Origin of the sequence: Paenibacillus taichungensis, from assembly GCF_003287275.1 — a bacterium.
GTDB lineage: Bacteria > Bacillota > Bacilli > Paenibacillales > Paenibacillaceae > Paenibacillus > Paenibacillus taichungensis_A.
In genome coordinates this window covers 42,351-57,249 of sequence record NZ_QEVW01000006.1, presented here as the reverse complement: position 1 = coordinate 57,249, position 14,899 = coordinate 42,351, and the positions used below count along the sequence as shown (strand labels likewise).

The following is a 14,899-nucleotide window of genomic DNA, read 5'->3' as shown; positions in this document are numbered from 1 at the left end:
GGTTGTTCAAAAAGTCCAATTTTGATTACGAAGGATGCCCAAGGGCATCATCGATATCGAATATGAAATTCAGCCGAAATGTCTGTTGCTCACGTAGTTTTCCCTGCGCTCCGCTACTCCATTTCTACCTTCATTCCATATTCTTGATACTGAAAACCGGACTTTTTGAACATGAACTTATAGAAAAGGGGCTTTGCTTCAATGTCCAAGAAAATTAAAGTCATGACGATATTCGGGGTGCGCCCGGAAGCCATCAAGATGGCTCCGCTTATTTTGGAACTGCAGAAACATCCCGAATCTATTGAATCGATCGTATGCGTTACTGCACAGCATCGTCAGATGCTGGATCAGGTTCTTGAAGTATTCAATATACATCCAGACTACGATCTGGATGTAATGAAAGATCGCCAGACGCTGAATGAAATTACGATTCGTGTGCTGGGAGGTCTGGAGCCGGTTTTGCGTGAAGCAAAGCCGGATATCGTGTTGGTTCACGGTGATACGCTGACAACGTTTGTAGCCAGCTATGCTGCGTTCCTGCAGCAGATCCAGGTGGGGCATGTGGAAGCAGGTCTTCGCACATGGAACAAGCTCTCTCCATACCCGGAAGAAATGAATCGTCAGTTAACCGGAGTGCTTGCTGACTTGCATTTTGCGCCTACGGACTGGTCTGCTTCCAATCTTGCCAAAGAAAATAAATCGGAGTCTAGTACGTATGTCACAGGCAACACGGTAACAGATGTGTTTCAATATACAGTACGGCAGGATTACACACATCCGGTACTAGATTGGGCACAGGGCAAGCGTCTTGTGCTGATGACAGCTCACCGCCGTGAATCCCAAGGCGAGCCTCACCGTAACATTTTCCAGGCCGTCAAACGGATTGCCGACGAGTTTGAGGATATTGCCATCGTGTATCCGGTGCATCTAAGTCCTGCTGTGAAGGAGCCGGCTCACGCGATTTTGGGGAATCACCCCCGTATTCAACTTATTGATCCACTAGACGTGGTGGATTTGCATAACTTTTACCCGCATACTCACTTGATTTTGACAGATTCAGGCGGTTTGCAGGAAGAAGCGCCTTCGTTTGGTGTGCCTGTTCTTGTCCTTCGGGATACAACGGAGCGCCCGGAAGGAATTGAGGCTGGAACACTGGAGCTGGTGGGTACCGATGAGGAACGTGTATATGAGCGGACCAAAGCTCTGCTTACAGACGAAACACTGTATGCAAGCATGAGTCAGGCTGCCAATCCGTATGGTGATGGACATGCTTCGGAAAGAATTGTCAATGCGATTTTGCATCATTTTGGTGTGAATAGTGAACGTCCGGAATCATTTCACAGAAAATTCAAAAAATAATTCATTTTTTCTGATGGATTAATAAAGGGTACAGCATACAGTTAAACTGTACGGTTTACGCGGGTTTATGGGCTCTAATGGCCTGTAATCCCGTCGTTTTCCCCTTTAAAACGCTAAAATCATTCAATTGACAAAGGCTCTCATCATTCAGTAAAATTAACTGGGATTGCAAGGGTGGCGTGGAAAATGGCCGATTCGAACAAACCAAATTCATCCCGTAACCATGATGATAATGTGTGGAAAGCAATGGGGCTCGTGACAGCTTTTGGAATCGAGATTGCCATTCTCGCTGTTGCCGGATATTACGTCGGCTCCTGGTTGGACAAGACCATCGGGGGTAGCGGAATATGGATCGCCGTAAGCGTTCTCTTTTTTTTGGCAGCAGGCGGCGTAAGCATCTACTTTATCGCGAAAAAATTCATGGGGGAAAGTGATGAGTGAACTAACCAGATACCGCAGAATGATGACTGTTTTCATCATGTACTTTCTTATGATTTGTTTTCTCGCAGCGGCCTTTATGCCACGTGTGGAGACAATTGCTTTGGGACTGGCCCTGGGTACAGGAATTAGCTGGATCAATGCATTTTACCTGGGCTTCAAAGTAAGGAAAATGTCTGATGATGCGGCAGAAGGTAACTTGAAGCGTGTGAACCTGGGATTTTTGACAAGAGCGGCACTCGCAGTGCTCGGTATCTTCATATCGATGCGCTTTCCGCAGTACTTCAATACATATGCGGTTGCAGGCGGTCTGGTCATTGCACAATTTTCCTTACTGATTATAGGGATCGTCTATTCCCGCAGAGCAGAATGATGTTAGGTGCTGCAGCTTTCAAGTCGAGAAAGGGGTGAGAAAAATATGCATGAAGCTCCAATTATTATGCTTGGCGGATTTCGACTGGATCTATCGGTTCTGTTGATGCTGGTTGTTACAGGTGCACTTGTTTTCATTTTTGCTGTACTGGCAACACGTAGATTATCCGTTGAAAATCCCGGCAAGCTGCAAAATTTTATGGAGTGGGCAGTAGAATTCGTCCGCAATCTGATTTCCAGCACGATGGATATGAAGAAAGGGAAACATTTTATCTCTCTCGCTCTTTCCATGATTATGTTCATTTTTGTAGGTAATATGCTAGGTCTTCCGTTTCAGGCGGTTACTGAAGTTACGGAGGTTAGTCAGGCGCAGGTATTCAATCAACCGATTGTCACTGCTGTTGATGCGTTTAACGAAGCGCATGCCAAGGACCCTGAAGCACATCCACACGTTGAACTGGCTTGGTGGAAATCACCGACAGCCGACTTGTCTGTAACGATGGGACTGGCACTCGTAGCATTCCTGGTATCTCATGGACTCGGATTGTTCCGTAACACAAGAGGATATCTCCAGCATTATCTTAAACCGTTCGCCTTGTTCTTGCCGATCAACCTGATAGAGACGGCATCCAAGCTGCTGACACACGGAATGCGTTTGTTCGCGAATATTTTCGCGGGCGAGGTACTGATTACAACGATCCTGAAGCTGACCACGTTCAAAGTGTTTGGCGCCATTGCAGCGATTCCGTTGCTTATGGTGTGGCAGGGCTTTAGTATCTTTATCGGCGCAATCCAGGCATTTGTTTTTGTAATCTTGATGATGGTGTACATTTCACAAAGCATCGAGACGCATGACGAACATTAAGTTTCAAGCCCTACGAAGATTTCTTCACCAGGCTGAACAATAAAAAATTCGATTTAACATTTTAAGGAGGATATACAAATGGGAGCAATGGCATTAATCGCAGCAGCAATTGTTGCAGGACTGGGCGCATTTGGCGCAGGTATTGGTAACGGTATGGTAATCAGCAAAACGGTGGAAGGTATCGCTCGTCAACCGGAAGCGAAATCCACTCTTCAAACAACAATGTTTATCGGTGTAGGTCTGATCGAGGTATTGCCTATCATCGGTGTGGTATTGGCGTTCATGTTCTACGGTATGGCTTAATTAAATCGATACAGGTTTGGCGGGGAAGGCCATAGCCATCCGCGCCTTCTTTTTAGGTAATGTCCGTTCTAACGGATGACGTTTCAAGGATACCTCCAGGAAGGAGTGAACAGATTGAGTTTCGTATGGGAAAATACGCTTCTTGCGATTATTGCATTTGCAATTTTATATTGGCTGCTTAGCCGTTATGCTTTTGGGCCTTTGTTCTCCATAATGGAAAAACGTCGTGAACTCGTGATGACGCAGATGAATGAGGCTGCTCAGACTCGGGAACAGGCCATTGCCTATGTGGAGGAACAAAAACAAGCTCTGGAGCAAGCGCGCAAAGATGCTTACGACATCATTGAACAGTCCAAACAAACGGGCGGTAAACAAGCCGAATCGATCTTGGCTGATGCGAAAGCAGAAGCTAATCGTCTCAAAGACGATGCTGTACGTGAGATTGAGAGTGAGAAGAACAAAGCGGTCGCAGCGCTTCGCAGCGAACTGGGTACAGCTTCCGTTCAAATCGCTTCCAAATTGATCAAAAAAGAAGTTGAGAACGGTCCTGCACAAGAGGAACTTGTGAACCAATACCTCAATGAGGTAGGAGGCCGACAATGAGCCGCGATACGATAGTTGCCAAGCGTTATGCGAAAGCATTGTTCGAAGTTGCTCTCCAGCAGCAGCAGGTACTTGAAGTTGAACAGGAACTGCGTGTGGTTGTCAGTGCATTGACCGGAGATGCTGATATCGAAAAATTCATCGTATCTCCCAACATCTCGGACGAAGCAAAGCAGAATGTCCTTCATTCAAGCCTTGATGGAAAGGTGTCCGAGCCTGTCCTTCGCACGGTTCTGCTGTTGATTGAGCGCGGACGCGTTGAATTGCTGGAAGCTTTGCTGAATGATTATCTGAAGATCCAAGGCGAGTCGCTCGGCATAGCTGATGCGCGCGTCTACTCGACTTATGCATTGAATGATGAAGAAAAAGAAGCGGTTGCCCGTGAATTCGGTGGCCGTGTGAATAAAAAGATTCGTATCGAGAATTTTGTTGATCCGACTCTGCTGGGCGGATTGAAAGTCGCCATTGGCGATACGATCTATGACGGCAGCTTGGCTGGCAAGCTCGAACGTCTTGAGCAGTCTTTTAACAGACGAGTACAGTAGATTGGGGTGAGGACACTTGAGTATCAAACCAGAAGAAATCAGTACATTAATTAAGAGCCAGATCGAACAATACAAAACCGATATCGATGTAGTCGAAGTCGGGACAGTTATTGAGGTCGGTGATGGTATTGCTCGTGTATACGGACTTGAGAACGTAATGTCCAACGAGTTGGTTGAATTCCCAAGCGGTGTTATGGGACTCGCCATGAACGTGGAAGAGAGCAACGTTGGTGTCGTTATCCTGGGACCTTACTATGATATTCGTGAAGGCGACCAAGTAAAACGTACCGGTCAAATCATGCAAGTGCCTGTTGGCGAAGCATTGATTGGACGCGTTGTTAACCCGCTCGGTATTCCAGTGGATGGCAAAGGGCCAATCGCTACAACGGAATTCCGTCCGGTTGAAGGTAAAGCACCAGGCGTAATGGATCGTAAATCAGTTCATGAGCCGATGCAAACAGGGATCAAAGCCATTGATGCAATGGTTCCAATCGGTCGCGGACAACGTGAGTTGATCATCGGTGACCGTCAAACAGGTAAAACATCAATCGCAATTGATGCGATCCTGAACCAAAAAGGTAGCGGCATGAAATGTATCTACGTGGCTATCGGTCAAAAACAATCTACAGTTGCACAAGTCGTAGAAACTCTTCGTCGTAAAGGCGCAATGGAGTACACGATTGTTGTAACTGCAGCAGCATCTGACCCATCACCATTGTTGTACATCGCACCGTATTCCGGTTGTTCGATGGGTGAGTACTTTATGTACAAAGGTGAGCACGTTTTGGTTATCTACGATGATTTGACCAAACAAGCTTCCGCATATCGTGAACTCTCTTTGCTTCTTCGCCGTCCACCGGGTCGTGAGGCTTATCCGGGTGATGTCTTCTACTTGCACTCCCGTTTGCTGGAGCGTGCTGCGAAGCTGAATGATGAGCTTGGTGGTGGTTCTTTAACCGCACTGCCGTTCATTGAAACACAAGCTTCCGACGTATCTGCTTACATTCCGACGAACGTAATCTCCATTACGGACGGACAAATCTTCTTGGAAGCTGACTTGTTCAATGCTGGACAACGCCCGGCGATCAACGTAGGTATCTCCGTATCCCGTGTTGGTGGTTCTGCTCAGATCAAAGCGATGAAAAAGGTTGCAGGTTCCCTGCGTCTCGACCTCGCTCAATATCGTGAGCTTCAAGCGTTCTCCCAGTTCGGTTCCGATCTGGATAAAGCGACTCAGGCCCGCCTGAATCGTGGTGCTCGCATGATGGAAATCCTGAAACAGGGTGTGAACCAGCCTTTGCCTGTAGAACAACAGGTAGTCAGCTTGTACACAGCGGTTAAAGGATTCTTGGATGAAATTCCTACAGGTGATGTGACTCGTTTTGAACAAGAATTCCTGGCGTTCATGGAGAGCAGCCATCCTGAAATTCTTCAATCCATCCGTGATACTAAAGAATTGACTGCAGACAACGAGAATGCTCTGAAGGGCGCTATCGAGAAGTTCAGAAAGAGCTTTTCTGTCTCCGTCTAAATAGATGATATGCAGTTGCGGAGTTGTTTAACCGATTCCGCATGTCTGCATGTGTAACTTTGGCTCCGCCAAAGGTAAGATTATGCTTACGAAGTAGTTTTGACTTGGTCAAAACTAGTGAATGCTTACGAAGTAACTTTGGCTCTACCAAAGTTTAAGTTTGGGCTTACGAAGTAGTTTTGACTACGTCAAAACTTGAAGGTGGTGAAATCATGGCAAAAGGCATGCGCGAAATAAAGCGGCAAATTAAAAGCGTACAAAGCACCAAGCAGATCACCAAAGCAATGGAGATGGTTGCGGCTGCAAAACTGCGTAAAGCGCAGGAAAAAGCGGAAGCAGCTCGTCCTTATTCGGAGAAACTGAAAGAAGTTGTGGCTAGTATTGCATCAAGCACGCAGGGAATTCAACATCCGATGCTGGAGAGTCGTCCGGTCAAAAAGACAGCTTATCTAATCATTACATCGGACCGTGGTCTTGCGGGTGGTTACAATGCAAATATTTTGCGTCAGGTCAATCTGACACTCAAAGAAAAACACAACTCTCAGGATGACTACGAATTGTTCGTCATTGGGCGTAAAGGACGCGATTATTTCAGACGGCGCGAAATTGCGATCGCATCCACTACAACGGATCTATCCGATTCACCAGCATTTGCAGACATCAAATCCATCGCACACGAAGCTGTTCAAGGATTTGAGCTGGCTAAATTTGATGAATTGTACATTTGTTATAACCGCTTTGTGAATGCGTTGACCCAGATTCCTACGGTAGAAAAACTTCTTCCGATGGAAACACCTGAGGTAACTGCTGCGGAAGGACCGACGGCAAGCTACGAATACGAGCCTTCAGCTGAAGCTGTACTGGAAGTTCTGCTTCCGCGTTATGCGGAAACGCTGATCTACGGTGCACTTCTGAATGGTAAGGCGAGTGAGTTGGGTGCCAAAATGACTGCGATGGGTAATGCAACCAAAAATGCATCGAAACTCATCAACGACTTGTCATTGACCTATAACCGTGCTCGTCAAGCGGCGATTACGCAGGAGATTACGGAAATTGTTGCAGGTGCCAACGCAGCACAAGGCTAACCGTTTTTTATTAATGAAGGCTTGCAGTGCAGAGATAACAGAGAACGGAACTTTATTTCTGCAAAACTAGCAGGCTTGTAGGAGGGGAACGTTAAGATGAACAAAGGACGCGTTGTGAGCATCATGGGTCCGGTTGTTGACGTCGAGTTTGATCGCGGCGGTCTGCCGGAAATCCTCAATGCCATTACGATCACTACAGTAAGCGAAAGCGGCGTAAGTGTGAATCTGACACTCGAAGCTTCGAAACATCTGGGTGACAACCGGGTACGTTGTATCGCGATGTCCTCCACGGACGGACTCGTTCGTGGTATGGAAGCCGTAGATACAGGAGCTCCAATCTCTGTACCTGTTGGGGAAGCGACACTGGGTCGTGTATTTAACGTACTCGGCGAAGCTATTGATACTGGCGGCACTGTAGCTGCTGCACATAAAAATCCGATTCACCGTTCGGCTCCTGCATTTGATGAACTGACTACCCAGGCTGAAATGCTGGAGACAGGAATCAAAGTTATCGACTTGTTGGCTCCTTACGCCAAAGGTGGTAAAATCGGTCTCTTCGGTGGTGCCGGTGTAGGTAAAACTGTAACGATTCAGGAATTGATCAACAACATCGCACAAGAACACGGCGGTATCTCCGTATTCGCAGGTGTTGGTGAGCGTACACGTGAAGGTAATGACTTGTATCATGAGATGAGTGATTCAGGCGTTATCAACAAAACAGCAATGGTCTTCGGACAAATGAACGAGCCTCCAGGCGCACGTCTTCGTGTAGCCCTCACAGGTCTGACCATGGCGGAATACTTCCGTGATGAAGAAGGCCGTGACGTATTGCTCTTTATCGATAACATCTTCCGTTTCACCCAAGCAGGTTCAGAAGTATCTGCCTTGCTCGGACGTATGCCTTCCGCGGTAGGTTACCAACCAACGCTGGCAACGGAAATGGGTCAACTGCAAGAACGTATCACTTCGACCAAAAAAGGTTCGGTAACATCCATCCAGGCCATCTATGTGCCTGCGGATGACTATACTGACCCGGCTCCAGCAACGACGTTTGCCCACTTGGATGCAACGACGAACCTGGAGCGTAAAATTTCAGAGATGGGTATCTACCCTGCGGTAGATCCGTTGGCATCCAGCTCCCGGATCTTGTCCCCTGAAGTTGTAGGCGAAGAGCATTACAACGTAGCTCAAGGCGTTAAACGTATCTTGGCGCGTTACAATGAATTGCAGGATATTATTGCGATTCTCGGTATGGATGAGTTGAGTGAGGAAGACAGAGCACTCGTTTACCGTGCTCGTAAGATTCAACGTTTCTTGTCCCAGCCTTTCCACGTTGCTGAAGCATTTAACGGTATTCCGGGTAAATACGTTCCGGTTAAAGAAACGGTGCGCAGCTTTAAAGAAATTCTCGAAGGCAAGCACGACGATCTTCCGGAAGCAGCTTTCCTCTTCGTGGGTACAATTGAAGAGGCAGTGGAGAAAGCCAAAACACTGGTATAATCTGAATCCAGGATTGTCCTTATGAAGCGAGCTATCCTTCGGATAGTTTCAGGAGGGATGGAATTGAGCACCTTTTTGTTGGAAATCGTAACACCTGAGCGTCTGGTATATTCAGAACAAGTGGATAGTATCACGGCTCGTGGTATTGAAGGGGAGCTGGGCATTCTGCCAGGCCATATCCCTATGGTTACACCTTTACAGATCGCACCGATCTATATCAAAAACGGAAAAGAAAACAAACGCGTCGCTATTGGTGGCGGGTTTATCGAAGTCCGTAAAGATAAGGTTGTTGTGCTCGCAGAAAGTGCCGAATTCCCGGAAAATATCGATGTGGACCGTGCGCGTGCAGCGAAAGAGCGGGCAGAACGCCGTCTCAGCAGCCAAAGCAATCAGGACCATTTTGATCACCGCCGGGCAGAGATTGCTCTGCAAAAAGCGGTTAACCGGATCAACGTATACGGCAAATAAACCATTCATTGGAGCCTGGCGGCTTAGTCTGCCAGGCTTTTTTGAGTTTTTGGAGCGGTATCTTTTCCAATTACAGTAAAAAGTATGGACATTATCTTCGGTTGAAGTACTTGATTTAACGGCAAATAAAGTTAATTGTATTCACCGTTTATAGGCAGTTGAATAGAATGTAGGACTAAAGTCGTGGCGATAATGATCACTGTTGGAACCATTTTTAACGACGGAAATCCAAATTATTTCCGAGGAAATGACAGGATCGATATCGAAATAACGCTCTTTTATGTCGTTTTAGTCACAAAATCCCGGCATTTTGAATTTAAAATATTATCGAAGTGGAAATCAATGTAATTGACAATGTATGATGAAAGAGCCTATATTCCATAGAGTCAGCAGATGCAGGAAGCTGCGTTGATGAATTCCATAGTCATTCACAGCCAGATTGTTGCTGCTCCGTGATTGGGCATCCAGATTCCTGCATAGCAGGAGTAAGTCTGACAGTAGGCTCAGTACGTTGTGTTCAAGTCATTCCAGTGTTCTAACAAGTTATGGATGCCAGGCATAATTATGCTGATCGCTGCAACAAATGTGGAGGTAATGAATATATGGATACTGACCTGACGAATCAGTTGAACCAGACATTAAGTACGAATGGCTTAGTTTCGATTATCGTCTCTCTTTTATGTATAGCGTTGTCGTGGTGGGCATTGCAGAATCTCAAGCTGGATTTAATCATCAGGCAGCCACGAGGAGCACAGGGAAGACTGTTACATTTACTGTTGGCCATTATACTTGGGCATGCTGTTTCAGGCTTTGTCATTGACTATTTGTCATGGACACAAATGTTGCGCCATTTGTTTTAATGTTGAGATGGTTGGTTAATCATCTGTTAGGTTCTTCAAGCAGTTCAATGTCGAATAACATCGATTAATTGTGTTAACAATTAGAGTATGAGTTGTCGGCAAATGAATTAAGAAAAAAGTGTGACGTGGAATTGGATGAATTTGAGATGTTTTATGTAAAAATGCTTGTATCGTACAATTCAACAATGTTATGATGGAAGTTAGGGAATTCACAATTGTTCACTTATTTTGTGGTTATAAACGGGATACCCGGTTGAATCCGGCTAATAATCATCCCATTCTGTCTGTTCAGATGCTTGCTGGCCTGTAAGGCATTACATTTACAAGTCGGAGGGCATCATGCAACGCACGTGGTATCATCGATATGGATTATAAACCAATTCTTTTCTGAATAGACATCAAGGGCATTATTTGCCAGGCTATGTCGAAATTCCACACACAGCAACAGTCTCTTCTATTGCAGAAGGGCTCACGTATTCCGGAATGAAGAAAAGGGAATAAAAGCGCGGAGGGAACCATGATGAGCAAATTTATCGTCCGCGGTGGCAAAAGGTTGACCGGAAGTGTCAAAGTTAGCGGCGCTAAAAATTCTGTTCTTCCGATCATCGCTGCCTCTCTCTTAGGGGAAGAAGGACAAAGCGTTATTATTGACGCTCCTCCTCTAGACGATGTGATGACGATTAACAAGGTGTTGGAATCGCTAGGAGCGGGTGTTACATACCGGGACGAAGTGATTACCGTAAATGCGGAGAAACTTACTTCCTGTGAGGCACCGTATGAATGGGTAAGTAAAATGCGGGCGTCATTTCTGGTCATGGGGCCATTGTTGACGCGTATGGGTCATACAAGAATTTCGCTTCCTGGTGGATGTGCCATCGGTACACGGCCTATTGATCAGCATTTGAAAGGTTTTGAAGCCATGGGCGCTGAGATCAGCTTGGGCCAAGGCTATATAGAAGCTCGTAGCCAAGGACGGTTGCGTGGCGCGAAAATTTATCTGGATGTGGCTTCCGTAGGTGCCACTCAAAATATTATGATGGCTGCAACATTGGCTGAAGGCGTAACTGTTCTGGAGAACGCGGCAAAAGAACCAGAGATTGTGGATCTTGCCAACTTCCTGAATGGAATGGGTGCCAAAGTACGAGGTGCCGGAACAGGAGTCATCCGCATCGAAGGTGTGGAGAAACTGTCTGGCGTGAAGCATACCGTCATTCCTGACCGGGTTGAAGCAGGTACCTATATGGCTGCTGCTGCAATCTCCGGTGGTGATGTGTATATCGAAGGTGCGATTTCAGACCACTTAGGTTCTGTTATTGCGAAGCTGGAAGAGATGGGTGTAACCATTCATCCTGACGAGAATGGCGTTCGTGTCATTGCAGATCGTCCGCTTAAGGCTGTGGATGTGAAAACATTACCATACCCAGGTTTCCCTACCGATATGCAATCCCAGATGATGGCACTCTTGCTTGCGTCTGAAGGAACCTCTGTTGTAACAGAGACTGTTTTTGAAAATCGCTTCATGCATGTGGATGAATTCCAATTGATGAATGCGGAGATCAAAGTTGAAGGACGTTCGTCCATCATCACGGGTAACGCCAAGCTGAAGGGTGCCAAAGTAACAGCTACCGATTTGCGTGCGGGTGCCGCACTTATTATCGCGGGTCTTGTTGCTGAAGGTACAACGGAAGTGGGCGGTGTTCATCACATCGACCGTGGCTACGTACATCTCGCTGAGAAGCTTAACGGACTTGGAGCCGATATTTATCGTATTTCGGTTGAAGAGCCTAAGCTGGATGCAGTCAAAGCATCGAATGAAAAAGTCGGGGAAGAAGTACCGCTGTTCAAAGTACAACCGACCTGGGCATAACATTGAATTGGACAATAGACGTTGCTCTCTAGTATGAATCATACATCATTGTAAATTGCGGATAAGAGAGCATGCGTATTGTCATGTAAATTCTGATTAAAAGCTAAGCCATCTGGCTTGGCTTTTTTTGTGTTCATCAATCAATCGAATCAGTACCTGATTCTATTAATAGCTGGTCCTAACTTGTATAGCATAACATCTTATTCTGTACCAATTCTGAACAAATGAAAGAGCATGCTTTTTGAAGGGGAGATTGTACTTTATAGAATGGGATTCCGCGATAGATCAATGTTTTTCAAGAATACATAACAGAAGTAAGTTAGGAATCGCTACATATGGGATGCCTTCGTTTCTCTTAAATCAGGTTCTATCAGATCCAGCCAGCTCATACCCTAAACTATGGATTTGAACAAAAGGACCGGCGCTTGACCGGCCATGGACAACGGAGGGTTATATCAAAATGAAAGAAGCCCGTGTGCAGGTTAAGGTACCTCTTGTCCCTCGTCCACTAGTGAAGGAGCCAGAAGAGGTTGCTGGTTTCGGTGTGGAAAAAGACAAGCTTGCTTCAACGAACATCAGAACTGTTCCAGATGAGCCCATAACAACATCTTCTAGAGGGGCCACCTCCAAACAGGAGTCAGCTCAAAACACTGCGGCACGTATACACATTCCTGTCATTGAATTAGATCAGTTTCGTCGTGTGAAACGCCGCCGAATGCGTACGTTCGGCCGAGGACGCAGATGGGGCAAGAACAACGCTCGCTGGCAACCAGCGGCGGCTGTATCGGCAGTACTGGCACTTGCGCTGTTGATCCCCGCCATTCTAGTCTGGCCGCGGACGGATGATCCTGTTAAACCGATCCCTGTCCCACCAGGTACAGGCAGTGTAACGACTCCAGCACCTTCTCCGGCTGTACCCGTCACCTACCCTGAACCCCAAGTAAGGGTGTACCTGTCCGCAACCGGTACAACGATGAATCTTCCGCTTGAAGATTATGTTACCGGAGTAGTCGCTGCCGAGATGCCAGCGGAGTTCAGATTGGAAGCTCTGAAGGCACAGGCTATTGCTGCAAGGACATTTATTGTAAGAAGGCTGGCAGCCAACGATACGAGCGGTGTACCTTCAGGAGAAGCTGATGTAACGGATACTGTGAGTCATCAGGTGTTCATACCACCAGAAAAAGTGAAAGCGGACTGGACACGTCTGGGGAAAGCAAAAGAATGGGAGAAGCTGCAGCAGGCTGTCCGTGAAAGCAAGGATTCCGTCATGACATATCAAGGTAAGGCGATTACAGCATCCTTTTTCTCCACAAGCAACGGATATACGGAGAATGCAGAGGATGTCTGGGGGAACCCTGTACCTTATTTGCAAAGTGTAGCGAGTCCGTGGGATAAAAAACTGGCCCCAGGCTTTGAGGAAACCATCACAATGAAGCGCAGTGAGATTCTCCAAAAGTTGAATCTGGGTGCAAATGCCATCCCTGTGAGCGCGCAGCAGAGCGGTGGCTGGATGGAAGTATTGTCGACAACGCAAGGCCATCGCATCAAGGAGATACAGATTGCAGGTAAAACGTTTAGCGGGCCGGAAGTTCGAAAACTGCTTGGGCTTCGATCCAGCCAGTTCAGCTGGAAGACCGATGGAAACGAGGTTGAAATTACAACGTATGGATACGGTCATGGAGTCGGCATGAGTCAGTGGGGGGCTAACGGCATGGCACAGGAGGGTCACACCGCGACCCAGATTCTCAAACACTACTACACGGGCATCTCCTTCGGACAGGCATCCAAGATGCTAGCCTCCAAATAGGCTAACATGGAAGTCGGTATCAACCGAACAATTTGAATTACCAACTGTTAGTCTATTAGTAGTATTGGGCCACTGATAATATAAAGCGAGCCCTCGCAGATACTCTATGAAGTTGCTAAGCCTAGAATTAAAACCCACCGTTAGCTCTACCAATGAACTTAAACTATATCGCCGTGCTCAATCCTCACAGCCGCACTTGATAAGGATTGGCTGCTAAATCCAATCCATGTATTTCTGTCCACCACCCCTTCCGTAACTTTCAAAACTTGGCTATATATTTTATGAATTGCGAGCGTATGGATAGCGAAGGGGACAGAAAAGGCCTGTAGAAACGAAGTGTCCGTCTTTACTCCCGGATTCCACCTTTGAAGAAGGTGATAGAAGAAATCTGGGAGTAACCAGCGGTCGAAAGGTTTTCTGGCCCCGAAGCGGTGCACGTACGAACACTCATCCCAGCATATATAGCACTCTTTGAAAGCTTCGTGAAAATAATTAGAGTCGCGCGTGTATAAAAGAGTTGCACCCGGTAACACTTGTTACTGAGGTGATTAAGATGAATGAACAAAACAAAAAATCAGTCCAAGAAGAAACTCCTAAAACAACTCAAGGAGTACCGGCTAGCCAGCCCTCTTCATGGAAAAGAGCAATGTCCAAACGTTGGGTCTTCCCGGCAGCCTACATCGCAGCAGCAGGCATTATACTAACCTTAGTGTGGGTCTATCAGGGCACAGGCGACAAAACGCTGAACTCGGACCCTGCTAGCGGGGTAGTAGAAACAGGCGCATCGGCGGGTACAGAAGAAACAGCGGTTAACGGAGAACAGGAAAGTGTGGAAGTTGTTGCAAAGTCGGAGAATTTTGTATGGCCGGTAGCGGTTCCGTCCGAAATTTCGGTAGTAAAACCTTTCTATGACAACGAAGCTTCAAGTGAGGAACATGAAGCAGCGATGGTGCAGTACAATGACACATTTATTCCGAACACGGGTGTAGATCTGGCACGTGGGGATAACAAAACGTTCGAAGTCAAAGCAGCACTCGGCGGAAAAGTTACCCGGGTTGAACAAAACCCGTTGACAGGTCAAGTTGTGGAAATCACACACAGTGATAACCTCAAAACCGTATACCAAAGCCTGGCTGACGTCAAAGTGAAACAGGATGATGAAGTGAAGCAAGGAGATGCAATTGCATCGGCTGGCGTTAATGAACTGGAAAAAACGCTGGGCAACCACCTTCACTTTGAAGTTTACGAAGACGGACAACCAGTTAACCCGCAAGGATATCTTCCGGAAAAATAAAT

15 protein-coding genes are annotated in these 14,899 nt (G+C 46.7%); all 15 read left to right on the top strand.

From position 1 onward, the window contains the following. Positions 1–201 precede the first annotated feature (201 nt). The 15 genes from wecB to DC345_RS09535 all read left to right on the top strand — a co-directional run bounded on the left by wecB (position 202) and on the right by DC345_RS09535 (position 14,897). Entirely contained in the window at positions 202–1,359 is a 1,158-nt protein-coding gene (wecB, locus tag DC345_RS09610) for a non-hydrolyzing UDP-N-acetylglucosamine 2-epimerase (RefSeq protein ID WP_113052904.1), read from the top strand. Between the two features lie 186 nt (positions 1,360–1,545). Then, positions 1,546–1,800 (top strand): AtpZ/AtpI family protein, encoded by a 255-nt coding sequence (locus tag DC345_RS09605; protein ID WP_076287589.1) that lies wholly within the window; start codon positions 1,546–1,548, stop codon positions 1,798–1,800. Continuing rightward, positions 1,793–2,170 (top strand): ATP synthase subunit I, encoded by a 378-nt coding sequence (locus DC345_RS09600; RefSeq protein ID WP_076287590.1) that lies wholly within the window; start codon positions 1,793–1,795, stop codon positions 2,168–2,170. Before DC345_RS09605 ends, DC345_RS09600 begins: the two co-directional genes overlap by 8 nt. Before the next feature lie 45 nt (positions 2,171–2,215). After that, the gene (atpB, locus tag DC345_RS09595; protein WP_076287591.1) at positions 2,216–3,034 is read left to right on the top strand and encodes a F0F1 ATP synthase subunit A; all 819 of its coding nucleotides are present in this window, start codon (positions 2,216–2,218) and stop codon (positions 3,032–3,034) included. Positions 3,035–3,112: 78 nt separating this feature from the next. Next, positions 3,113–3,337 (top strand): F0F1 ATP synthase subunit C, encoded by a 225-nt coding sequence (atpE, locus tag DC345_RS09590; RefSeq protein ID WP_017691934.1) that lies wholly within the window; start codon positions 3,113–3,115, stop codon positions 3,335–3,337. Between the two features lie 114 nt (positions 3,338–3,451). Continuing rightward, positions 3,452–3,940, top strand: coding sequence for a F0F1 ATP synthase subunit B (gene atpF, locus DC345_RS09585; protein ID WP_024632720.1), 489 nt, complete (start codon positions 3,452–3,454; stop codon positions 3,938–3,940). Continuing rightward, on the top strand, positions 3,937–4,485 hold the full coding sequence (locus DC345_RS09580) for a F0F1 ATP synthase subunit delta (protein ID WP_076287592.1): 549 nt from the start codon (positions 3,937–3,939) through the stop codon (positions 4,483–4,485). The genes atpF and DC345_RS09580 overlap by 4 nt, the downstream gene beginning before the upstream one ends. A 16-nt stretch (positions 4,486–4,501) precedes the next feature. Beyond that, the gene (gene atpA, locus DC345_RS09575) at positions 4,502–6,016 is read left to right on the top strand and encodes a F0F1 ATP synthase subunit alpha (RefSeq protein WP_076287593.1); all 1,515 of its coding nucleotides are present in this window, start codon (positions 4,502–4,504) and stop codon (positions 6,014–6,016) included. A gap of 212 nt (positions 6,017–6,228) precedes the next feature. Continuing rightward, positions 6,229–7,101: an ATP synthase F1 subunit gamma gene (gene atpG / locus DC345_RS09570; RefSeq protein ID WP_076287594.1), complete on the top strand. Its 873-nt coding sequence runs from the start codon at positions 6,229–6,231 to the stop codon at positions 7,099–7,101. A gap of 96 nt (positions 7,102–7,197) precedes the next feature. After that, on the top strand, positions 7,198–8,601 hold the full coding sequence (gene atpD, locus DC345_RS09565) for a F0F1 ATP synthase subunit beta (protein WP_024632716.1): 1,404 nt from the start codon (positions 7,198–7,200) through the stop codon (positions 8,599–8,601). A 63-nt stretch (positions 8,602–8,664) separates the two neighbouring features. Then, positions 8,665–9,069 (top strand): F0F1 ATP synthase subunit epsilon, encoded by a 405-nt coding sequence (locus DC345_RS09560; protein WP_113052903.1) that lies wholly within the window; start codon positions 8,665–8,667, stop codon positions 9,067–9,069. A gap of 602 nt (positions 9,070–9,671) precedes the next feature. Then, complete coding sequence (locus tag DC345_RS09555) at positions 9,672–9,929, top strand: DUF1146 family protein (protein ID WP_062321714.1); 258 nt, start codon at positions 9,672–9,674, stop codon at positions 9,927–9,929. A gap of 520 nt (positions 9,930–10,449) precedes the next feature. Next, the gene (gene murA / locus DC345_RS09550; RefSeq protein ID WP_083678749.1) at positions 10,450–11,796 is read left to right on the top strand and encodes a UDP-N-acetylglucosamine 1-carboxyvinyltransferase; all 1,347 of its coding nucleotides are present in this window, start codon (positions 10,450–10,452) and stop codon (positions 11,794–11,796) included. 460 nt (positions 11,797–12,256) lie between these two features. After that, positions 12,257–13,603 carry a stage II sporulation protein D gene (gene spoIID, locus DC345_RS09545; RefSeq protein ID WP_113052902.1) on the top strand — a complete coding sequence of 449 codons (1,347 nt, stop codon included), beginning with the start codon at positions 12,257–12,259 and terminating at the stop codon, positions 13,601–13,603. Positions 13,604–14,156: 553 nt separating this feature from the next. Continuing rightward, complete coding sequence (locus tag DC345_RS09535) at positions 14,157–14,897, top strand: M23 family metallopeptidase (protein WP_113052900.1); 741 nt, start codon at positions 14,157–14,159, stop codon at positions 14,895–14,897. Positions 14,898–14,899: the final 2 nt, after the last annotated feature.

Coding starts and splice junctions, on each gene's coding strand:
- atpG (WP_076287594.1), top strand. CDS start 6,229: ATGGCAAAAGGCATGCGCGAAATAAAGCGGCAAATTAAAAGCGTACAA.
- DC345_RS09605 (WP_076287589.1), top strand. CDS start 1,546: ATGGCCGATTCGAACAAACCAAATTCATCCCGTAACCATGATGATAAT.
- DC345_RS09555 (WP_062321714.1), top strand. CDS start 9,672: ATGGATACTGACCTGACGAATCAGTTGAACCAGACATTAAGTACGAAT.
- spoIID (WP_113052902.1), top strand. CDS start 12,257: ATGAAAGAAGCCCGTGTGCAGGTTAAGGTACCTCTTGTCCCTCGTCCA.
- DC345_RS09600 (WP_076287590.1), top strand. CDS start 1,793: ATGAGTGAACTAACCAGATACCGCAGAATGATGACTGTTTTCATCATG.
- murA (WP_083678749.1), top strand. CDS start 10,450: ATGAGCAAATTTATCGTCCGCGGTGGCAAAAGGTTGACCGGAAGTGTC.
- DC345_RS09580 (WP_076287592.1), top strand. CDS start 3,937: ATGAGCCGCGATACGATAGTTGCCAAGCGTTATGCGAAAGCATTGTTC.
- atpB (WP_076287591.1), top strand. CDS start 2,216: ATGCATGAAGCTCCAATTATTATGCTTGGCGGATTTCGACTGGATCTA.
- atpD (WP_024632716.1), top strand. CDS start 7,198: ATGAACAAAGGACGCGTTGTGAGCATCATGGGTCCGGTTGTTGACGTC.
- atpE (WP_017691934.1), top strand. CDS start 3,113: ATGGGAGCAATGGCATTAATCGCAGCAGCAATTGTTGCAGGACTGGGC.
- wecB (WP_113052904.1), top strand. CDS start 202: ATGTCCAAGAAAATTAAAGTCATGACGATATTCGGGGTGCGCCCGGAA.
- DC345_RS09535 (WP_113052900.1), top strand. CDS start 14,157: ATGAATGAACAAAACAAAAAATCAGTCCAAGAAGAAACTCCTAAAACA.